General features: G+C 64.7%; 16 protein-coding genes. 3 read left to right on the top strand and 13 right to left on the bottom strand.

Annotation, left to right across the window (positions count from 1 at the left end; all coding sequences use genetic code 11):
- Nucleotides 1-10 precede the first annotated feature (10 nt).
- The 11 genes from lpdA to RX327_RS02070 all read right to left on the bottom strand — a co-directional run bounded on the left by lpdA (nt 11) and on the right by RX327_RS02070 (nt 13635).
- Complete coding sequence (lpdA, locus tag RX327_RS02120; RefSeq protein WP_317249326.1) at nt 11-1411, bottom strand: dihydrolipoyl dehydrogenase; 1401 nt, start codon at nt 1409-1411, stop codon at nt 11-13.
- Nucleotides 1412-1495: 84 nt separating this feature from the next.
- The gene (locus RX327_RS02115) at nt 1496-2245 is read right to left on the bottom strand and encodes an SDR family oxidoreductase (protein ID WP_317249325.1); all 750 of its coding nucleotides are present in this window, start codon (nt 2243-2245) and stop codon (nt 1496-1498) included.
- A gap of 72 nt (nt 2246-2317) precedes the next feature.
- On the bottom strand, nt 2318-3562 hold the full coding sequence (odhB, locus tag RX327_RS02110) for a 2-oxoglutarate dehydrogenase complex dihydrolipoyllysine-residue succinyltransferase (RefSeq protein ID WP_317249324.1): 1245 nt from the start codon (nt 3560-3562) through the stop codon (nt 2318-2320).
- Between the two features lie 166 nt (nt 3563-3728).
- Nucleotides 3729-6686: a 2-oxoglutarate dehydrogenase E1 component gene (locus tag RX327_RS02105; RefSeq protein WP_317249323.1), complete on the bottom strand. Its 2958-nt coding sequence runs from the start codon at nt 6684-6686 to the stop codon at nt 3729-3731.
- 255 nt (nt 6687-6941) lie between these two features.
- Nucleotides 6942-7823 (bottom strand): succinate--CoA ligase subunit alpha, encoded by an 882-nt coding sequence (gene sucD / locus RX327_RS02100; RefSeq protein ID WP_317249322.1) that lies wholly within the window; start codon nt 7821-7823, stop codon nt 6942-6944.
- Nucleotides 7824-7918: 95 nt separating this feature from the next.
- A complete protein-coding gene (locus tag RX327_RS02095) occupies nt 7919-8395 on the bottom strand; it encodes a DUF1579 family protein (protein ID WP_317249321.1) in 477 nt (158 codons plus the stop codon).
- Between the two features lie 2 nt (nt 8396-8397).
- Nucleotides 8398-9594 carry an ADP-forming succinate--CoA ligase subunit beta gene (gene sucC / locus RX327_RS02090; RefSeq protein WP_317249320.1) on the bottom strand — a complete coding sequence of 399 codons (1197 nt, stop codon included), beginning with the start codon at nt 9592-9594 and terminating at the stop codon, nt 8398-8400.
- Between the two features lie 160 nt (nt 9595-9754).
- Nucleotides 9755-10723 (bottom strand): malate dehydrogenase, encoded by a 969-nt coding sequence (gene mdh, locus RX327_RS02085; RefSeq protein WP_317249319.1) that lies wholly within the window; start codon nt 10721-10723, stop codon nt 9755-9757.
- A gap of 223 nt (nt 10724-10946) precedes the next feature.
- Nucleotides 10947-12134, bottom strand: a complete 1188-nt coding sequence (gene zapE / locus RX327_RS02080; RefSeq protein ID WP_317249318.1) for a cell division protein ZapE — start codon at nt 12132-12134, stop codon at nt 10947-10949.
- Between the two features lie 150 nt (nt 12135-12284).
- A complete protein-coding gene (thpR, locus tag RX327_RS02075) occupies nt 12285-12821 on the bottom strand; it encodes an RNA 2',3'-cyclic phosphodiesterase (protein ID WP_317249317.1) in 537 nt (178 codons plus the stop codon).
- A 166-nt stretch (nt 12822-12987) separates the two neighbouring features.
- Nucleotides 12988-13635, bottom strand: a complete 648-nt coding sequence (locus RX327_RS02070; protein ID WP_317251436.1) for an arylesterase — start codon at nt 13633-13635, stop codon at nt 12988-12990.
- Nucleotides 13636-13690: 55 nt separating this feature from the next.
- Between RX327_RS02070 and RX327_RS02065 the strand changes: the two genes are divergently transcribed.
- The 3 genes from RX327_RS02065 to RX327_RS02055 all read left to right on the top strand — a co-directional run bounded on the left by RX327_RS02065 (nt 13691) and on the right by RX327_RS02055 (nt 18002).
- Nucleotides 13691-14410 (top strand): ABC transporter ATP-binding protein, encoded by a 720-nt coding sequence (locus RX327_RS02065; protein WP_317249316.1) that lies wholly within the window; start codon nt 13691-13693, stop codon nt 14408-14410.
- Nucleotides 14407-16977, top strand: coding sequence for an ABC transporter permease (locus tag RX327_RS02060; protein ID WP_317249315.1), 2571 nt, complete (start codon nt 14407-14409; stop codon nt 16975-16977). The genes RX327_RS02065 and RX327_RS02060 overlap by 4 nt, the downstream gene beginning before the upstream one ends.
- A 233-nt stretch (nt 16978-17210) precedes the next feature.
- Nucleotides 17211-18002: a Bax inhibitor-1/YccA family protein gene (locus RX327_RS02055; RefSeq protein ID WP_317249314.1), complete on the top strand. Its 792-nt coding sequence runs from the start codon at nt 17211-17213 to the stop codon at nt 18000-18002.
- A 346-nt stretch (nt 18003-18348) separates the two neighbouring features.
- Here the strand turns inward: RX327_RS02055 and RX327_RS02050 are convergent, their stop codons facing one another.
- Both RX327_RS02050 and RX327_RS02045 read right to left on the bottom strand, forming a co-directional pair.
- Nucleotides 18349-18720 carry a DUF2794 domain-containing protein gene (locus tag RX327_RS02050; RefSeq protein WP_317249313.1) on the bottom strand — a complete coding sequence of 124 codons (372 nt, stop codon included), beginning with the start codon at nt 18718-18720 and terminating at the stop codon, nt 18349-18351.
- Between the two features lie 538 nt (nt 18721-19258).
- Nucleotides 19259-20020 (bottom strand): DUF1223 domain-containing protein, encoded by a 762-nt coding sequence (locus tag RX327_RS02045; protein ID WP_317249312.1) that lies wholly within the window; start codon nt 20018-20020, stop codon nt 19259-19261.
- Nucleotides 20021-20168: the final 148 nt, after the last annotated feature.

The following is a 20168-nucleotide window of genomic DNA, read 5'->3' as shown; positions in this document are numbered from 1 at the left end:
CTTTCGATCATCACATATGGATGGCCCGCTTGCCGACCGCAAGCGCGGCTTCCTTGACGGCCTCCGAGCGGGTCGGATGGGCGTGGCAGGTGCGCGCGAGATCCTCGGCACTGCCGCCGAATTCCATGAGAACACAGGCTTCATGGATCATTTCGCCGGCTTCGCGGCCGATGATGTGCACGCCGAGCACGCGATCAGTCTTCGCATCTGCGAGAATCTTCACAAAGCCGTCAGTGGTCTGGTTGACCTTGGAGCGGCCATTGGCGGTGAACGGAAACTTTCCGACGGTGTAACCGACGCCCGCCTGCTTCAGTTCCTCCTCGGTCTTGCCGACGGAGGACACTTCCGGCGTGGTATACACGACGCCCGGAATGACGTCGTAGTTCACGTGGCCGGCCTGTCCGGCGATGATCTCGGCGACTGCAACGCCTTCATCCTCGGCCTTGTGCGCGAGCATCGGGCCCGCGACGACGTCGCCGATGGCATAGATACCCTTCACGTTGGTCGAGAAGTGCGCGTCGATCTCGACGCGGCCGCGCGCGTCGAGCGCGACGCCGGCTTCCTTCAGGCCGAGACCGTCGGTGTAGGGCACGCGACCGATGCAGACGAGCACGACGTCGGCTTCCAGCGTCTCGGCAGCGCCGCCGGCGGCGGGCTCGATCGTCGCCTTCAGCGTCTTGCCGGAGGTGTCGACCGCGGTGACCTTGGCCCCCAATTTGAACGCGAAGCCCTGCTTCTCGAGGATGCGCTGGAATTGCTTGGCGATCTCGCCGTCCATGCCGGGCAGGATGCGATCGAGGAATTCGACGACCACGACTTCGGCGCCGAGGCGGTGCCAGACCGAGCCGAGCTCGAGGCCGATCACGCCGGCGCCGACGATCAGCAATTTCTCCGGCACCTTGTCGAGCGACAGCGCACCGGTGGACGACACGATGCGCTTCTCGTCGATCTCGATGCCCTTGAGACGCGCGATGTCGGAGCCGGTGGCGATGACGATGTTCTTCGTTTCGATGACTTGCGACTTGCCGTCGGCGGAGACCTCGACCTTGCCGGTCCCGAGGATCTTGCCGGTGCCCTTGAGCACGTCGATCTTGTTCTTCTTCATCAGGAAGTCGACGCCCTTGACGTTGCCGTCGATGCCCTGCTGCTTGAAGTTCATCATCGCGGGCAGATCGAGCTTCGGCGACGAGACCGCCACGCCCATCTTCGCAAAGGAATGGCCGGCTTCCTCGAACATTTCGGAGGCGTGGAGCAGCGCCTTCGACGGCATGCAGCCGACGTTCAGGCAGGTGCCGCCGAGCGTGGCGTTCTTTTCGACCACGGCGACTTTCATGCCGAGCTGGGCTGCGCGCACCGCGCAGACGTAACCGCCCGGTCCGGTGCCGATGACGACGAGATCGTAGGTAGCCATGAGAGAAAGTCCCGTAGCTAAGCTCTGTGACAATTACGCGGGCGCGATCGTGTCGGCAGACCGCCGCCCGCCCTTGATCGTGTGCTAGCGACCGCCCGACACGTCGAGGATCGCGCAGGTGACGTAGGAGGCCTCGTCCGACATCAGCCAGACGATGGCATTGGCGATTTCCTCGGCGGTGCCGACGCGCTTCATCGGCACCATATGGGCCAGGCGATGGGCGCGGTCGGGTTCGCCGCCGGCCGCGTGGATCTCGGTGTCGATCAGGCCGGGACGGATGGCGGCAACGCGGATGCCTTCCCCCGCGACCTCGTGGCCGAGGCCGACGGTGAAGGAATCCACCGCGCCCTTGGACGCGGCGTAATCGACATAGGTGTTGGGGGCGCCGAGCCTGGCAGCAACGGACGAAAGGTTGACGATGACGCCGCCCTCGCCGCCGTGCCTCGTCGACATCCGCTTGATGGCTTCGCGCGCGCAGAGGATGGAGCCGGTCACGTTCACCGCCATCACGCGCTGGATGCGCTCGGCCGACATTTCGTCCACGCGCACGCCGCTCTTGCCGACGATGCCGCCGTTGTTGACGAGCGCGCCAAGCGTGCCCAGCTCGTCGGCTTCCTTGAACAGGGCGAGGATGTCGCTTTCCTCGGCGACATCGCATTTCACCGCGATGGCCTTGCCGTTGGCGGCCTCGATCTGCGCGACGACCTCGTCGGCGGCCTTCTTGTTGCTGGCATAGCCGACCACGACGCGATAGCCGCGCGCGGCCGCCGCGATCGCGGTCGCCCGCCCGATGCCGCGGCTGCCGCCGGTGATGACAACGACCTTATCCGTCATTTTGATCCCCAAATGTGAGCACCCAACAGATCGCGGCGCCCGAGCCGATCGGGCGCCGCGCGCGATACGATCTCAGAGATCGAGCACCAGGCGCGCCGGATCTTCTAGGCTCTCCTTGACGCGGACCAGGAAGGTGACGGCTTCCTTGCCGTCGATGACGCGGTGATCGTAGGACAGCGCCAGGTACATCATCGGGCGAACCTCGATCTTGCCGCCGACGACCATCGGGCGCTCCTGGATCTTGTGCATGCCGAGGATGCCGGACTGCGGCGCGTTCAGGATCGGGGTCGACATCAGCGAGCCATAGATGCCGCCATTGGTGATGGTGAAGGTGCCGCCCTGCATCTCGTCGATCTTGAGCTGGCCGTCACGGGCGCGGCGGCCGAAATCGGCGATGCTCTTCTCGATATCGGAGATCGACTTGTGGTCGCAGTCGCGCACCACGGGCACGACGAGGCCCTTGTCGGTGCCGACGGCGACGCCGATGTGGTAGTAGTTCTTGTAGATCAGGTCGGTGCCGTCGATCTCGGCGTTGACCGCCGGGATGTCCTTCAGCGCCTGCACGACGGCCTTGGTGAAGAAGCCCATGAAGCCGAGCTTGGCGCCGTGCTTCTTCTCGAACGCGTCCTTGTAGTGGGCCCGCAGCGCCATGACGTTGGTCATGTCGACCTCGTTGAAGGTCGTGAGCATGGCCGCGGTGTTCTGCACGTCCTTGAGGCGGCGCGCGATGGTCTGGCGCAGGCGGGTCATCTTGACGCGCTCTTCGCGGGCGGCGTCATCGGCCGGCGACGGCGCGCGAACCTGAACCGCGGCGGCGGGCTGGTTGACCGGGGTCGGCGCCGAGGCGGCGCGCTCGATCGCAGCCAGCATGTCGCCCTTGGTGACACGGCCGTCCTTGCCGGAGCCCGGGACGGTCGAGGCGTCGATGCCGGTCTCGGCCGACAGCTTGCGCACGGACGGGGCGAGCGGCGCATCGGCCGGCGGCGCCTTCGGCGCGGCCGGGGCCGGGGCGGCAGAAGCCGCGGCAGCCGGTGCGGCCACCTTGGCGGGAGCTGCAGCAGCCGGCTTGGCGGCCGGGGCGGCGCCGTCATTGATCTGGCCGAGCAGCGCACCGACGGCGACGGTCGCGCCGTCGGCGGCGATGATCTCGCTCAGCGTGCCCGCGGAGGGCGCGGGGACTTCGATGGTGACCTTGTCGGTCTCGAGCTCCACCAGGGGCTCGTCGACGGCGACCGGGTCGCCGGCCTTCTTGAACCAGCGGCCGATGGTGGCCTCGGTGACGGATTCGCCGAGCGTCGGCACACGAATTTCAGTCATGGTCTTTTCCTCGATAACCCTGCGGTCGCAAAATTTGCGGTCGTGAAACTTGTCCGCCACCGCCCGCAAAGCGAGCGATCCGGTACTCCGTGACGACAGCACTTCTGCTGGATGACGCGGGATACCGGATGCCCCGCATTCGCGGGGCATGCTTCAATGAAAGTCGTTAGTTCAGTGCGTCGTCGAGCAGCGCCTTGAGCTGCGCCAGATGTTTCGACATCAAGCCGGTCGCGGTTGCCGCCGATGCCGGACGGCCCGCATAGCGCGGACGCTTGTTGGGTGCGTGGATCTGGTTCAGCACCCATTCCAGATAGGGCTCGATGAAGTGCCAAGCACCCATGTTGCGGGGCTCTTCCTGGCACCACACCACTTCGGCCTTCTTGAAGCGCGACAGCTCTGCGACCAGCGCCTTCAGCGGCACAGGATAGAGCTGCTCGATGCGCATCAGATAGATGTCGTCGATGCCGCGCTTCTCGCGCTCCTCGTAGAGGTCGTAATAGACCTTGCCGGAGCAGAGCACGATGCGGCGGATCTTCTCGTCCGGAATGAGCTTGATCGCCTCGCTCGGCAGCATCTGGACGTCATCGTACAGGATGCGGTGGAACGTGGCGTTCTTGCCGAGCTCCTCGAGCTGCGACACTGCCCGCTTGTGACGCAGCAGCGACTTCGGCGTCATCATGATCAGCGGCTTGCGGATCTCGCGGTGCAACTGGCGGCGCAGCGCGTGGAAGTAGTTCGCCGGCGTGGTCGGGTAGACCACCTGCATGTTGTCTTCTGCGCACATCTGCAGGAAACGTTCGAGGCGCGCCGAGGAGTGTTCCGGTCCCTGGCCCTCATAGCCGTGCGGCAGGAGGCAGACGAGACCGGACATGCGCAGCCATTTGCGCTCGCCCGAGGAGATGAACTGGTCGAACACGACCTGCGCGCCGTTGGCGAAGTCGCCGAACTGGGCTTCCCAGAGCGTCAGCGTGTTCGGCTCGGCGAGCGAATAGCCGTATTCGAAGCCGAGCACGGCCTCTTCCGACAGCAGCGAGTTGATGACCTCGTAATGGCCCTGCTGGCTGCCGAGATGGTTGAACGGCGTGTAGCGGCTCTCGTCCTCCTGGTCGATCAGGACCGAGTGGCGCTGCGAGAAGGTGCCGCGCTCCGAATCCTGTCCGGACAGGCGGACATGGTGGTTTTCCTGCAGCAGCGTGCAGAACGCCAGCGCCTCGCCGGTCGCCCAGTCGATGCCGGCACCGGTGTCGATCGCCTTGGCGCGGTTGTCGAGGAAGCGCTGGATGGTGCGGTGAACGCGAAAACCGTCCGGCACCTTGGTGATCTTGCGGCCGATGTCCTTCAGGATCGGAAGGTCGACCCCGGTGACGCCGCGACGCGCGTCCTCTTCCTGGTCGGCGATCTTGAAGCCGGACCACTTGCCGTCGAGCCAGTCGGCCTTGTTCGGCTTGTAGGAGGTGCCGGCCTCGAACTCGGCATCGAGCCGGGCGCGCCAGTCGGCCTTCAGCTTGTCGACCTCGCCCTCGGTGACCACGCCTTCGGCGATCAGGCGCTTGGAGTAGAGCTCCAGCGTCGAGGGGTGAGAAGCGATCTTCTTGTACATCACCGGCTGGGTGAAGGCCGGCTCGTCGCCCTCATTGTGGCCGTAGCGGCGATAGCACCACATGTCGATGACGACGGGCTTGTGGAACTTCTGCCGGAACTCGGTCGCGACCTTGGCCGCGAACACCACGGCTTCCGGATCGTCGCCGTTGACGTGGAAGATCGGCGCGTCGATCATCTTCGCCACGTCCGACGGATAGGGCGAGGAGCGCGAGTAGCGCGGATAGGTGGTGAAGCCGATCTGGTTGTTGACGATGAAGTGCACGGAGCCGCCGGTGCGGTAGCCCTTCAGGTCGGACAGGCCGAAGCACTCGGCGACCACGCCCTGGCCGGCGAACGCGGCGTCGCCGTGCATCAGCAGCGGCATCACGGAGATGCGCATGTCCGGCGGATCGCCGTGCTGGTCCTGCTTCGCGCGCACCTTGCCGAGCACGACGGGATCGACGATCTCGAGATGCGAGGGGTTTGCGGTCAGCGACAGATGGATCCGGTTGCCGTCGAACTCGCGGTCCGAGGAGGCGCCGAGGTGATATTTGACGTCGCCGGAGCCCTCGACCGCGTCGGGATTTGCAGAGCCGCCCTTGAATTCGTGGAACAGCGCGCGGTGTGCCTTGCCCATCACCTGGGTCAGCACGTTGAGGCGGCCGCGATGCGGCATGCCCAGCACGATCTCCTTCACGCCGAGATTGCCGCCGCGCTTGATGATCTGCTCCAGCGCAGGAATCAGCGCCTCGCCGCCGTCGAGGCCGAAGCGCTTGGTGCCGGTGAACTTGGTGTCGCAGAACTTCTCGAAGCCTTCGGCTTCGACCAGCTTCATCAGGATGGCCCTGCGGCCTTCGCGGGTGAACGAGATCTCCTTGTCGGGTCCCTCGATGCGCTCCTGAATCCAGGCCTTCTGCGCGGCATTGCTGATATGCATGAACTCGACGCCGAGCGTCTGACAGTAGGTGCGCTCGCAGATCGCGGTGATTTCACGCAGGCTGCCGTATTCGAGGCCGAGCACGTGATCGAGGAAGATCTTGCGATCGTAGTCGGCCTCGGTGAAGCCGTAGGTGCGCGGATCGAGCTCTTCGCGGTTGCGCGGCGCTTCGATGCCGAGCGGGTCGAGCTTGGCATGGAAGTGGCCACGCATGCGGTAGGAGCGGATCAGCATCAGGGCGCGGACGGAGTCGCGCGTGGCCTGATGGACGTCGGCATCGGACAGCTCGGCGCCCTTGGCCTGCGCCTTGGCGGCAATCTTGCCGCCGACCGTCTTCTCGACTTCGGCCCAGTTGCCGTCGAGCGCCGAGGTCAGATCGTCGCGCGGCGTCACCGGCCAGTTGTCGCGGCCCCACGAGGCGCCCTCGGCGTTCTTCTGGACGTCGGCCGGGGCGTCCTTCAGGCTTTTGAAGAAATCCTGCCACTCGGCCTCGACCGACGACGGGTCCTGCTCGTAGCGGGCGTAGAGGTCGTCGATGTAGGCGGCGTTGGTGCCCTGCAGGAATGATGAGAGTGCAAAAGCGGCGTTCGCGTCTTGGCGAGACATGGGCAGTCCTGGTGATTTTTTCGGTTCGCGCGTAGGAGACGGCGCTGATGCCGGTCTGGAAGTGCGCCGGCTGGGTTGATACCCTTTACCCTATCTAGGACAGATATTCCTGCCTAAAAGAACCAAGAAATGAATTTATTTTCATTTTTTATTGATCGGCATTCTGGCGACAAAGCGCAATAAGAGAGCGGGTTCCCCAAGGAGAACCCGCCCCAAATCACGTCAAATCTCGAAGGGAACTTCGCCGGACGGCGGTTACTTCAGCATCTCCGCGAGCGTCTGCCCGAGGCGCGCCGGCGACGGCGACACCCTGATGCCGGCGGCCTCCATTGCCGCGGTCTTGGAACCGGCATCGCCCTTGCCGCCCGAGATGATCGCACCGGCATGCCCCATGCGGCGGCCGGGAGGGGCGGTGACACCGGCGATGAAACCGACCATCGGCTTCTTGCGACCGCGCTTGGCCTCGTCCTTGAGGAACTGGGCGGCGTCCTCCTCGGCGGAACCGCCGATCTCACCGATCATGATGATCGATTCGGTCTTGGGGTCGGCGAGCAGCATCTCCAGCACGTCGATGAACTCGGTGCCCTTGACCGGGTCGCCGCCGATGCCGACCGCCGTGGTCTGGCCGAGGCCTTCCTGGGAGGTCTGGAACACGGCTTCGTAAGTGAGCGTGCCCGAGCGGGAGACGATGCCCACCGAGCCGGTCTTGAAGATGTTGGCCGGCATGATGCCGATCTTGCACTCGCCGGCGGTCATGACGCCGGGGCAGTTCGGCCCGATCAGGCGCGACTTGGAGCCGGCCAGCGAACGCTTCACCCGCACCATGTCGAGGACAGGAATGCCCTCGGTGATGCAGACGATCAGCGGGATCTCGGCGTCGATGGCTTCGCAGATCGCATCCGCTGCGCCGGGCGGCGGCACGTAGATCACCGACGCATCGGCGCCGGTCTTCTCACGCGCCTCGCGCACGGTGTCGAACACCGGCAGGCCAAGATGCGTCGAGCCGCCTTTGCCCGGCGAGGTGCCGCCGACCATCTTGGTGCCATAGGCGATCGCGGCCTCCGAATGGAAGGTGCCGTTCTTGCCGGTGAAGCCCTGGCAGATGACCTTGGTGTTCTTGTCGATCAGGATGGACATGGTTCGAGATGCTTTCGCGAGACGATCGGTGAAGGGACTCTATGATTTGAGCATGATCTTATCGGAAAACCGGAGACCACTTTTCCGGATCATGCTCAGTGAATGCGGCGGTAGACGCCGGTGAGCACGTCGGCCCAGCCTTCCGCGTCCGGCGAGAACTGGATCTTCAACGAATAGGAATCGTCGTCGATGATCTCGTAGACGTGGCGCGCATTGCCGCGGAGCGAGCCGCGCACCAGGATCAGCGACTTGCCCGCCCAGCCACCGGACGCCGGTGACGGCGGGTAGTAGCCGAGCGAGTCGTGCCAGAACAATTTGTAGGCCCGGTCGTCGCGGTCGTAGGTGAACACGCCGTGGGTTGCGAAGCTCTCCTTGCCGTCGCGGGTCTGCACGCTGTCCTGGATCAGGTAAAAGCCGTTGAGCGCGATGCGCGCAACGACATGCGAGGTGGCCGGACCGCCCGCGGTCCAGCGCGACGGATAGACCATCTCTTCGCCGCTCCACTCGCCCGCAAACGCCGCGAGCTTGCGGTGTTCGTCCAGCGGTGTCGGAGCGTCGAGATGATCGGCCATCGTTAGCCTCCCTTGACGGCTTTCACGATCTTCTGTGCAGCGTCATCGAGGTTGTCGGCGGGCAGGACGTTGAGGCCGCTCTCGCGGATGATCTTCTTGCCGAGTTCGACATTGGTGCCTTCGAGGCGAACCACCAGCGGCACGTTGAGGCCGACTTCACGAACCGCCGCCGTGACGCCCTCGGCGATCACGTCGCACTTCATGATGCCGCCGAAGATGTTGACCAGGATGCCCTTCACGTTGGGATCGGCGGTGATGATCTTGAAGGCGGCTGCGACCTTCTCCTTGCTGGCGCTGCCGCCGACATCGAGGAAGTTGGCCGGCGACATGCCGTAGAGCTTGATGATGTCCATCGTCGCCATGGCAAGACCGGCGCCGTTGACCATGCAGCCGATGTTGCCGTCGAGGGTGACGTAGTTCAGGTCGTATTTCGACGCCTCGATTTCCTTGGCGTCTTCCTCGGTCTCGTCGCGCAGCGCGAGCACCTCGGGGTGACGGAACAGCGAGTTGTCGTCGAACGACACCTTGGCGTCGAGCACGCGGAGCTGCCCCTGCTTGGTCACCACCAGCGGGTTGATCTCCAGCATCGACATGTCCTTGGCGACGAAGGCGGCGTAGAGCTGCGCGGTGAGCTTCTCGGCCTGCTTGGCGAGATCGCCGGAGAGCTTCAGTGCGTTGGCGACGGTGCGGCCGTGATGGCCCATGATGCCGGTGGCGGGATCGACCGAGAAGGTCACGATCTTCTCTGGCGTATTGTGCGCGACGTCCTCGATGTTGACGCCGCCTTCGGTCGACACGACGAACGAGACGCGCGAGGTCTCGCGGTCGACCAGGATGGAGAGGTAGAATTCCTTGTCGATGTCGGAGCCGTCCTCGATGTAGAGGCGGTTGACCTGCTTGCCGGCCGGGCCGGTCTGCACGGTCACAAGCGTCGCGCCCAGCATCTGCTTGGCGAATTCGGCGACCTCGGCGGCCGACTTGGCGATGCGGACACCGCCCTTGTCGCCGGCAGAGGCTTCCTTGAACTTGCCCTTGCCGCGGCCGCCGGCGTGGATCTGGCTCTTCACCACCCACACCGGACCGGGCAGCTGCTTGGCCGCCGCGTCGGCCTCTTCCGGCTTCAGCACCGGCACGCCGCGCGAGATCGGCACGCCGAATTCATGCAGCAAAGCCTTGGCCTGGTATTCATGGATATTCATGGAAAGACGCTCCCAAACCCTCGTGCGGCGACCTTTTACGTCAGCCTTGAGACTGGCATACCATATACCAAAGCTCGCGCAACTAAAAACCCACCGAAATTTCATTGCCTTGCACCCGACAGGCGATTGAAACCGCCTATCGGGCCATTGCCAATCGAGATTACTTGCCGAGAAGATCGGGGGCGATCTTCTTGCAGGCATCGACCAGGCCCTGCACGGCGCCGACCGACTTGTCGAAGGCCTCGCGGTCCTTGCCGGCGAGCTCGATCTCGACCACGCGCTCGACGCCCTTGGAGCCGATCACGACGGGGACGCCGACATACATGTCCTTCACGCTGTACTCGCCGTTGAGATAGGCGGCGCAGGGCAGCACGCGCTTCTTGTCCTTCAGATAGCTCTCGGCCATCGCGATCGCGGACGCGGCCGGGGCATAGAAGGCCGAGCCGGTCTTGAGCAGGTTGACGATCTCGGCGCCGCCATTGCGGGTGCGGTCGACGATCTCGTCGAGGCGCGCCTGCGAGGTCCAGCCCATCTTGACGAGGTCGGGCAGCGGGATGCCGGCGACGGTGGAGTACTTCACCAGCGGCACCATGGTGTCGCCATGGCCGCCGAGCACGAAGGCGGTGACGTCCTCGACCGAGACGTTGAACTCGTCCGCCAGGAAGTAGCGGAAGCGGGCCGAATCCAGCACGCCGGCCATGCCGACGACCTTCTTGTGCGGCAGGCCCGAGGCCTTCTGCAGCGCCCAGACCATGGCGTCGAGCGGGTTGGTGATGCAGATGACGAAAGCGTCGGGCGCGTACTTCTTGATGCCGGCGCCGACCTGCTCCATGACCTTGAGGTTGATGGAGAGGAGGTCGTCGCGGCTCATGCCCGGCTTGCGCGGCACGCCGGCGGTCACGATGCAGACCTTGGCGTTGTCGAGTGCCTCGTAGGAATTCGCGCCGCTGTAGTGCGCGTCGAAGCCATCGACCGGCGAGGACTGCGCGATGTCGAGCGCCTTGCCCTGCGGCACGCCCTCGGCGATGTCGAACATCACCACGTCGCCCAGCTCTTTCAGGCCGATGAGATGAGCCAGCGTTCCGCCGATCTGACCGGAGCCAATCAAAGCAATCTTGTCGCGCGCCATGTGAAATCAGTCCTTTGAACTGTGTACGGGAGGGAGGGAAGTCGGTTGCAAGGGTGGTTATCCCTTTCGAATGATCCATTCAAGTCGCGGCCTGCCCGATTGCGGGCCCTGCCTGGAATTCGATCAGGCATGCCAGCAACATCCGCCCCGGAGACACGAAAAGTTGCTCCGAACCAGACCGCGCGCAAGACGATATTTCGAGACGGAATTTCGAGGCTGAATTTCAGGTCTCGACCAAGCCGGTCGACGAGCCGCTGGCGGTGGAATCCTTGCGGCCGTGAGCCAGCGCCAGATAGGATTCCGAGCTCATTTCGATCAGGCGCGAGGCGGTCCGCTTGAACTCGTTGGCCTCGTTACCTTCGGCGGCGAGGTAGAGCGAGATCGGATTGGCGTCGGCCGAGGCCATCAGCTTCACCGCATTGTCATAGAGCGCGTCGATCAGCGTGATGAATCGCTTGGCAGCGTTGCGCTGGGAGAGGTCCATCACTGGAATATGGTCGACCAGGATGGTGTGATAGTCGTGCGCCAGCCTGAGGTAGTCGGATGCGGCAAGCGGCTTCTCGCAGATGTCCATGAAGCTGAAGCGCGCGACGCCGTGCGCCGAGCAGGGCACGTTCAGGATCCGTCCCTTGATCGGAATGAGGCGCGCCTTGCACGGCGCATTGCCGGTCATCTTGCGCCAGGCCGCGTTGAGCGCGGCATCGGCCGCGTCATCCGCCGGCACCAGCCACATCTTGACGCCGACGAGTTTCTCCAGCCGGAAGTCGGTGCGCGCGTCGAGCCGCGCGACGTCCATGTGGTCGGTGATCTGCTTGATGAAGGGCAGGAACAGCGAGCGGTTCAAGCCGCCTTTGTAGAGATCATCAGGCGCGACGTTGGAAGTCGCGACCACCACGGTGCCGAGATCGAACAGCTTGGCGAACAGGCGCCCCAGGATCATCGCGTCCGCGATGTCGGTGACGTGGAATTCGTCGAAGCAGAGCAGCCAGCTCTCCTCGAAGATCGCGTTCGCGGTCAGCGCGATGACGTCGCCGTCGGCGACATCGCCGCGCGCGATGCTCTGGCGAAAGTCGTAGATGCGCTCATGCACATCCGCCATGAATTCGTGGAAATGCGCGCGCCGCTTGTGCTCGACGGTACTGTGCTGGAAGAACAGGTCCATCAGCATGGTCTTGCCGCGGCCGACCTCGCCGTGGATGTAGAGCCCGCGCGGCGGCTTGTCGTCCTTATCGCCGCCGAACAGCCGCCCGAACAGGCCTTGCTTGCGCTGCGGCTTGTAGCTCGCGAGCCGCTCATCCAGCGCGCCGAACGCCTCGGCGGCGCGGGCCTGCGCCGGATCAGCCTCGATCGCGCCGGAGGCGACCAGGGACTTGTAGTGCTCGAGAAAGGAACTGGGCGAGGTGGACAACATGAGCCCACCTTACGGCCCTAGTGCGCGGCAAATTGCAAGCCGTGAATTGTGCCAGTGGGTATGCAGGCAGGTATGCAAGCGCGAACCCTTGCATGCCACGCCGGCCGCACGAGCCTTGCCGGGGCGCCTTAATGCGCGATCTGCAACACCTCACGCGCAGAGGTCGTAGGAATCCTCGACCACGTAAGGACCGCCACCGGTCGATGCGCGCGACGAGAACAGCACGAAGCGGTCCGCCATGAAGGTGCGGCTCGGGAAGTAGCCACGCACGGACAGATAATCCGCGACGTCCTGGCTCGAAGCGTCGTGCAAACGCGCGAGCGTGACATGTGGCGTGAATTTTCTGCCCTCCGGGTCGAGGCCGATCCGCTGCATCATCCGCTCGAGCTCGGCCTGCAATTCCATCAGCGGCTTGCTCGGCTCGACGGCGGCAACCACCGCGCTCGGCTTGCGGCCGCCAAAGCTCGTGAGGCCCTGCACCTTCACCTCGAACGGCTTGCGGTCGACGCGAAACAGCATCGAGGCGATCTCGTTCGCGGAGACGCCGTCGATGTCGCCGATGAAGCGCAAGGTGACGTGATAATTTTCGGGATCGATCCAGCGGGCGCCGGGGAGGCCGCCCCTCAAGTTGGAAAGTGACTGGCCGATCTCGGCCGGAATTTCCAGACCCGTGAACAAACGCGGCATCGTAATAATCCTCGATGCTTGGCGCGGGTTTTGGGAGCCCGCACCCTGTAACGGCCCGGCGACGAATCACCGATGCCTATTTGTACCCGAGATATGTGACTCTGCGAAGCATGACCCGTTAACAGCTCGTAAACCTACGGACACGACACGGCTCACTGCCTGCGCTTCAACTGCGTTGCCCTGATATTGCGCCGAGAAATGCCTCCACTGTGGGCAGGATATTTTTCACAACGATGTCCACACCTGCTGCCGTCGGATGCATGCCGTCGGCCTGGTTGAGCTTGGCATCGGCGGCAACGCCATCGAGGAAGAACGGATAGAGCGGCACGCCAAGTGTCTTCGAGAGATCCGGATAGATCGCGTTGAACTTCGCTGCATACTCACTGCCATAGTTCGGTGGCGCGAGCATACCGCACAAGAGCACGGCGATCTTGCGCGCCTGCAACTTTGTGATGATGTCGGTCAGCGCGGCGCGCGTCAGGTCGGGATCGATACCGCGCAACGCATCGTTGGCGCCGAGCTCGACGATGACGCCATCGGTTCCATCGGGCACCGACCAGTCGAGCCGGTCGCGGCCGCCGGAGGAGGTGTCGCCGGACACCCCGGCATTGATCATGTCGACCTTTATCCCCTTGGCTTCCAACGCCTTTTGCAGCCGGATCGGGAATGCCGCCGGGCCCGGGAGGCCGTACCCGGCGCTCAGGGAATCGCCCAGGACCACCATCTTGATCGGCTTCGCCGGGCCTTTCTCCAGCCTTGGCGTCTGCGCGCTGGCCGCCGTCATCAAGCCCATAAGCAACACGAGTATGTGCACGAAGATTCTCAACCGGCCCTCGACCGCAGCTGCGGAAGTGCCATATGACCGAACCATGGACAGTCTCATCGAATCCTCTTCACTGACCGACGTCGAGCCGGACACCATTGCCGTCAGGAACGTCAATCTCTCGCTCGGCGCGGGCGCGGCACGCGTTCACATCCTCAAGGATATCAGCCTGCGGGTCGCCGCGGGTGAGACGATCGGCCTGATCGGCCCGTCAGGCTCGGGCAAATCCACGCTGCTGATGGTGATGGCGGGGCTGGAGCGTCCTGATAGCGGAGAGGTGGTGGTCAATGGCACGCCTTTCAATGCCCTCGACGAGGACGCGCTGGCCCGCTTCCGCGGCCGCCAGGTCGGCATCGTCTTCCAGTCCTTCCACCTGATTCCGACCATGACGGCGCTGGAGAACGTCGCCGTGCCGCTCGAGCTTGCCGGCAATCCCGATGCCGCGCGGCGCGCGGCGCAGGAGCTGCAATCGGTCGGGCTCGGCGACCGCCTGCATCACTATCCGACGCAGCTCTCCGGCGGCGAGCAGCAGCGCGTTGCGCTCGCGCGCGCGCTGGCGCCCGATCCGGCGATCCTCGTCGCCGACGAGCCGACCGGCAATCTCGACGAGATAACCGGAAAGCAGATCGTCGATCTCCTGTTCAGCAAGCACGCCGAGCGCGGCATGACCCTGGTGCTGGTCACGCACGATTCCTCGCTCGCGCATCGCTGCGATCGCGTCATCCGCCTGCGCTCGGGGCGCATCGACGGACCATCCACGACATGAGCATCGCGTCCGAAGTCGCGGTGCAGGGCCGCGCGTCGTCGCTTGCCTTCCGTTACGCCCTGCGCGAATTGCGCGGGGGCCTGCGCGGCTTCTATGTCTTCATCGCCTGCATCGCGCTCGGGGTGATGGCGATCGCCGGCGTCGGCTCGGTGTCAGCGAGCCTCTCCGACGGCCTCGCGCGCGAAGGCCGCACGCTGCTCGGCGGCGACGCCTCCTTCGTGCTGTTCCAGCGCGAGGCCAAGCCCGAAGAGGTCGCTTATCTGCGCACGCGCGGCGAGGTTTCGATCGCGGCCACGCTGCGCGCGATGGCCCGCAGCAATGACGGCAAGCTGGCGCTGGTCGAGCTCAAGGCCGTCGACGGCAAATATCCGATGCTCGGCGAGCTGACGCTCGAGCCGAACATGTCGGTCGCCGATCTGCTCGCCGAACGCGACGGCATCTACGGCGCGGCCGCCGATTCGACGTTGCTGGCGCGGCTCGACCTGAAGCTCGGTGACCGCGTCACCATCGGCAGTGCGACCTATCAGATCCGAAGCGTGGTGGTGGCCGAGCCCGACAAGCTCGCCGGCGGCATCGGCTTCGGGCCACGCTTCCTGATCAGCGAGGCGGGCCTGCGCGCCACGGGCCTGATCCAGCCCGGCAGCCTGGTGCGCTGGGTCTACCGGGTCAAGCTGCCTGACGGCGCCAACGACGATCGCGCCACCACCGCGCTGATCGACGGTGCACGCAACGCCGCGCCGCAGGCCGGCTGGGAGATCCGCAGCCGCTCCAATGCCTCGCCGCAGCTCGAGCGCAACATCAGCCGCTTCACGCAGTTCCTGACCCTGGTCGGCCTCGCGGCGCTGCTGGTCGGCGGCGTCGGCGTCGCCAATGCCGTCAAGAGCCATATCGACCGCCGTCGCGACGTCATCGCCTCGTTCAAGGCGCTCGGCGCCACCGGCCGCGACGTCTTCACGATCTACTGCACGCAGGTGGTGGTGCTGGCCGGGATCGGCTCGGTGATCGGCCTCGTGCTCGGCGCCGCCATGCCCTTTGCGATCGTCGGCCTGTTCGGCAAGCTGCTCCCGCTGCCGGTGGTGCCGGCCGTGCATGCCGACGAGCTCGCGCTGTCCTTCGTCTACGGCCTTTTGACCGCGCTGGCCTTCGGCCTGTGGCCGCTTGGCCGCGTGCACGACGTGCCGGTCGCCGCGCTGTTCCGCGAGACCGTCGCCAGCGAGTGGCATCGCCCGCGCTGGAGCTATCTGGCGCTGATGGCCGTGGTGATCGCGCTGCTGATCGGCGTCGCGATCGGGCTTGCCTATGACAAGCGGGTCGCCGCCGTGTTCGTCGCCTCGTCGATCGCGGTGTTCCTGCTGCTGCGCGGAATTGCCGAGCTCCTGATGGCGGTGGCGCGGCGGTTGCCGCGCAGCCGCATGACGATGCTGCGCCTGGCGATCGCCAACATCCACCGGCCCGGCGCGCTGACGCCCTCGGTCGTGCTGTCGCTGGGGCTCGGGCTCGCCGTGCTCGTCACCATCACCCAGATCGACGGTAATCTGCGCCGGCAGTTCCTCGCAGCTCTGCCCGATCAGGCGCCATCCTTTTTCTTCATCGACATTCCCTCCACCGAAGCCGACCGCTTCAATGCCTTCCTGTCCAAGGTCGCCGCCGGCTCGACGGTCGAGGACGTGCCGATGCTGCGCGGGCGCATCGTCGCCGCGCGCGGCGTCCGCGCCGAGGAACTCAAGCCGACGACCGATTCCGAATGGGTGCTGCAGAGCGACCGCGGCCTGACCTACACCGGCGAGCTGCCGAAAGGTTCCAAGGTGGTCGAGGGCGAATGGTGGAGCGCCGATTATTCCGGGCCGCCGCTGGTCTCGATGGAGAAGAAGATCGCCGACGGACTCGGCCTCAAGCTCGGCGACGAGATCGTGGTCAACGTGCTCGGCCGCGACATCCCGGCGAGAATCGGCAATCTGCGCACCATCGACTGGCAAGGGCTCGGCATCAACTTCGTCCTGGTCTTCTCGCCGAATGCCTTCAAGGGCGCGCCGCACAGCCATGTCGCGACTCTGACGGAACCACACGCCGATTCCGCCGACGACGCGCGCATCATCAAGCAGGTGGCCGACGCCTATCCGATGGTGACGAGCGTGCGCGTGCGCGAGGTGATGGAGACGGTCGGCTCGGTGGTGACCAACCTGGCGCTGGCGATCCGCGGCGCCAGTGCCGTCACCCTGATCTCGGCGATCCTGGTGCTGGGCGGGGCACTGGCCGCCGGACACCGTCACCGCGTCTATGACGCCGTGATTCTCAAGACGCTCGGCGCCACGCGGGTGCGATTGCTCGGCGCTTACGCGCTAGAGTATCTGATGATCGGTTTTGCAACCGCGGTGTTCGGTGTGATCGCCGGCAGCATCGCGGCCTGGATGATCGTGACGCGGCTGATGACGCTGAGCTTCGTCTGGCAGGCCGGCAGCGCGGCGCTGGTCGTGGTCGCCGCGCTGGTCGTCACGGTCGGACTGGGGCTCGCCGGGACGCTGCTCGCGCTAAACCAGAAGCCGGCCTCAGTGTTGCGGAATTTGTGACAAAATGTAGCGGCGCGAGCGCCCGTTTTTGCCTATAACGCTAGGGTAGAGCGACATTCGGCCGCGCGTGGAAGCTTGCGTCGGATGTGTTAATTTCCCACATACCAATCGGGTCGGATAGTCGGTTTGAATGACACGGAATTAATGTTCCGCAAACCGAGCCATCTGAGATAGATTTACGACCGGCGCCGCAAATCCCTTGCGCTCCACCGGCCAACCACGGGATTTCGACCATGTCGGACCTAGACCGTAACTACGCTTCTCCTTTCGGCAGGGCCGCCGGGCGTGTTGACGCCGCGACGGTCGACGCCGGCCTGCGCGCCTATATGCTGCGCATCTACAACTACATGACCATTGGCCTGGCCATCACTGGCCTGGCCGCCCTCGGCGTCTACATGGGTGCGGTGACGACCGACCAGTCGGCCGCCGTCGCCAAGTTCGGCAACGCCTATCTGACGCCGTTCGGCTACGCCATGTTCGTCAGCCCCCTGAAGTGGCTGTTCATGCTCGCGCCGCTCGCGATGGTGTTCGTGATCTCGGCGGGCATCAACCGTCTCGCCCCCTCGACCGCCCAGATCCTGTTCTGGGTGTTCTCGGCGCTGATGGGCATCTCGCTGTCGTCGATCTTCCTGGTGTTCACGCACACCTCGATCGTGCGGGTGTTCTTCATCACCGCGGCCACCTTCGGTGCGCTGAGCCTGTACGGCTACACCACCAAGCGTGACCTCACCGGGATGGGCTCGTTCCTGTTCATGGGCCTGATCGGCATCGTCCTCGCCAGCCTGGTGAACCTGTTCCTGGCCAGCTCGATGCTGCAGTTCATCGTGTCGGTGGTCGGCGTGCTGGTGTTCTCGGGCCTCACCGCCTGGGACACCCAGCGGCTGAAGAACGACTACATCTACGGCTACGCCTCGGCCGGCGGTGACATCGCAGAGCGTGCGGCCATCACCGGCGCGCTGTCGCTGTACCTGAACTTCATCAACCTGTTCACGCTGCTGCTGCAGCTGCTCGGCCAGCGCGAGTAAGCGCCTCGAGCGAGCCGATCGATCAAACCTTGCAGTCCAAGCCCCGGCCACACGGCCGGGGCTTTTCTTTTGCGCGAGGCAAAATGCGGCGTAGCCCGGATGGAGCGTCCGGGTAAGTCTTTGGAGAGACCGGCCCCGGATTGCGTGCGCTTCATCCGCGCTACGGTTTCTTCTCCTCCCCGCTGAAAGGGGGAAGGTCGGGATGGGGGTCAGCCGCAGACGACGGCGTATGTGGAGGGAGAATATCCCCGCCCGCTTTGCTTTGGCGAGCAAAGCGACCTCCCCTTTTCAAGGGGAGGTTGGAACGTGAGTAGCCCGGATGGACCAACGGGTCGCGCGAACGCGCTTAAACCACCGCCAGCTTCCGATCGATCACCAGCAGCACCCGCTCGAGCTCATGGCCGCGGCGCAGGATCAGCCCGGTCGCCGAGATCACGCTGTACATGCCCTGCTTGCGCGCGAGCCGCGGGTCCTTCTCGATGCGATAGATCGGCACCTCCGAGGCGCGGCGATAGACCGAGAACACGGCGCGGTCCTTCAGGAAGTCGATGGCGTAGTCGCGCCATTCGCCGTCGGCAACCATGCGGCCGTAGAGATTGAGAATCCGGTGCAGCTCAAGTCGATTGAATGTCACGCGGTTGGGCTGAGGGGTCGCGGCGGCGGTGCGCGCCGCGGCACGACTCCCGCTCGGATCAGTGTCCTCCGAGATCAAACTCATCGAGCGCCTCCTGTCACCTCGGTGACGATCGGGTTCCGAAGGCCCCTGTTCGGGATCGTCACGAGAGTGACATGATCGCGCTAAGCGAGGGGGCCCGCAAGGGGCCAATCGCAATGCAACCGGGCCTTAACCACCGCCGCGCGCGGCGGATTGTCCGGAAAACCGCAGAGTCACGGGAACGTTAGCGGAATCATATTGCTGCCCCACTTCCGCCCATCGCCCGCCCCGCTGCCCTGCGAAAAGGAAACCCTGCGTTGACCCGGTCCTTTCGGTTCCGGATTCCTCAGCCCCCAGCCCCCCGGGGTCGTCGGGATCGGGCCTGTTCGCAGGGGAGTCAAATCCCAACACTGGGCCAACGAAAGTTGGTCCTTTTTGTTTTGGGGCCTGCGCAAGCGAGACGCGCGCAAAGCCCCGGCGCCTTCCTTTCGGCAAATCACTGAATGCAGGTTTGTCGCCATGCGCGGCTGACGACAACATGCGTGCGGCCAGCGACGCGACTGGCCGAAGCCAGCTTATCGCGCCTTATTGTGGCGAGGCGCTAGTGAAGCGAGGTGAAGGCAGCGCCGAGCATCGGGCCCGGCTTGTCGCGGTTGCCGTCCTGGACGTACACCGCAGCAGCATCGACACCGTCACGCGTGATGTTCTCCAGCGGCACGGTCCAGCTCCCGGACGAACCGGTCCAGTCGCCGACCTTGAGCAGGTTGCGCACCACGTTGTGATAGGTGACCTGCTGTCCGCGATTCTCGCCACGGGTGATCGCGATCGGCACCGACTTGGCGATCGAGCAGATCCAGACCTCGCCGTGCGAGACCGCGGGCGACTTCGATGCGGCGACCGACACATTGATCTGCTTGCCGGTCAGCGTCATCGTCACCGGCACCGACATCACGCTGCCGCCCTTCTCGGTGTCCTTGATCGCGCTCTCGATGCTGGCGCGGTCGCTGCCGATGACATGCGTGGAGCCGTTGACGACGGCCTGCGGCGTGTAGACCTCGCGGTCGCCGCGCATGCGCGAATAGGCACGCTGCCGTGCAGAGAAGCGCGAGTCCGCCAGCGTGTCTTTCCAGCCGAGATAGTCCCAATAGTCGATCGGCATGCTCAACGCGATGATCGAGGGGTCTTTCGAGAGATCGCCGATGATCTGGTCGGCGGGCGGGCAGGAGGAGCAGCCCTGCGAGGTAAACAATTCAACAACGGCGCGGGGATCAGCGTGCGCGGGACGGATGATCGCGACGATTGCGCAGATGCCAAGGGCGCTCGACCATCGCGAGATACAGGTATAGGCCATCATCGCTGTCATACTGCGAACCAGTCGTGATGATTTCCATCCGTAATTGTACGGAGCATGAAGTCTGTCCCTGAACTTGCGTGCCCCAAAACGCGAGAAAGCGGCCTTTTCATAGGCCGCCTTCTTTTTAGCCGCTACTCACTAAGCAGTGAGGCACCGA

Origin of the sequence: Bradyrhizobium sp. BEA-2-5 (genome assembly GCF_032918025.1) — a bacterium.
Taxonomy (GTDB): domain Bacteria; phylum Pseudomonadota; class Alphaproteobacteria; order Rhizobiales; family Xanthobacteraceae; genus Bradyrhizobium; species Bradyrhizobium pachyrhizi.
The sequence above is the reverse complement of the archived record's forward strand: the minus strand, read 5'-3'. Positions and strand labels throughout refer to the sequence as shown.

What these genes read in the sequence shown, in the direction of transcription:
- lpdA (WP_317249326.1), bottom strand. Translation starts at nt 1,411, where the DNA reads ATGGCTACCTACGATCTCGTCGTCATCGGCACCGGACCGGGCGGTTAC.
- RX327_RS02115 (WP_317249325.1), bottom strand. Translation starts at nt 2,245, where the DNA reads ATGACGGATAAGGTCGTTGTCATCACCGGCGGCAGCCGCGGCATCGGG.
- odhB (WP_317249324.1), bottom strand. Translation starts at nt 3,562, where the DNA reads ATGACTGAAATTCGTGTGCCGACGCTCGGCGAATCCGTCACCGAGGCC.
- RX327_RS02105 (WP_317249323.1), bottom strand. Translation starts at nt 6,686, where the DNA reads ATGTCTCGCCAAGACGCGAACGCCGCTTTTGCACTCTCATCATTCCTG.
- sucD (WP_317249322.1), bottom strand. Translation starts at nt 7,823, where the DNA reads ATGTCCATCCTGATCGACAAGAACACCAAGGTCATCTGCCAGGGCTTC.
- RX327_RS02095 (WP_317249321.1), bottom strand. Translation starts at nt 8,395, where the DNA reads ATGGCCGATCATCTCGACGCTCCGACACCGCTGGACGAACACCGCAAG.
- sucC (WP_317249320.1), bottom strand. Translation starts at nt 9,594, where the DNA reads ATGAATATCCATGAATACCAGGCCAAGGCTTTGCTGCATGAATTCGGC.
- mdh (WP_317249319.1), bottom strand. Translation starts at nt 10,723, where the DNA reads ATGGCGCGCGACAAGATTGCTTTGATTGGCTCCGGTCAGATCGGCGGA.
- zapE (WP_317249318.1), bottom strand. Translation starts at nt 12,134, where the DNA reads ATGTTGTCCACCTCGCCCAGTTCCTTTCTCGAGCACTACAAGTCCCTG.
- thpR (WP_317249317.1), bottom strand. Translation starts at nt 12,821, where the DNA reads ATGCCGCGTTTGTTCACGGGTCTGGAAATTCCGGCCGAGATCGGCCAG.
- RX327_RS02065 (WP_317249316.1), top strand. Translation starts at nt 13,691, where the DNA reads ATGGACAGTCTCATCGAATCCTCTTCACTGACCGACGTCGAGCCGGAC.
- RX327_RS02060 (WP_317249315.1), top strand. Translation starts at nt 14,407, where the DNA reads ATGAGCATCGCGTCCGAAGTCGCGGTGCAGGGCCGCGCGTCGTCGCTT.
- RX327_RS02055 (WP_317249314.1), top strand. Translation starts at nt 17,211, where the DNA reads ATGTCGGACCTAGACCGTAACTACGCTTCTCCTTTCGGCAGGGCCGCC.
- RX327_RS02050 (WP_317249313.1), bottom strand. Translation starts at nt 18,720, where the DNA reads ATGAGTTTGATCTCGGAGGACACTGATCCGAGCGGGAGTCGTGCCGCG.
- RX327_RS02045 (WP_317249312.1), bottom strand. Translation starts at nt 20,020, where the DNA reads ATGACAGCGATGATGGCCTATACCTGTATCTCGCGATGGTCGAGCGCC.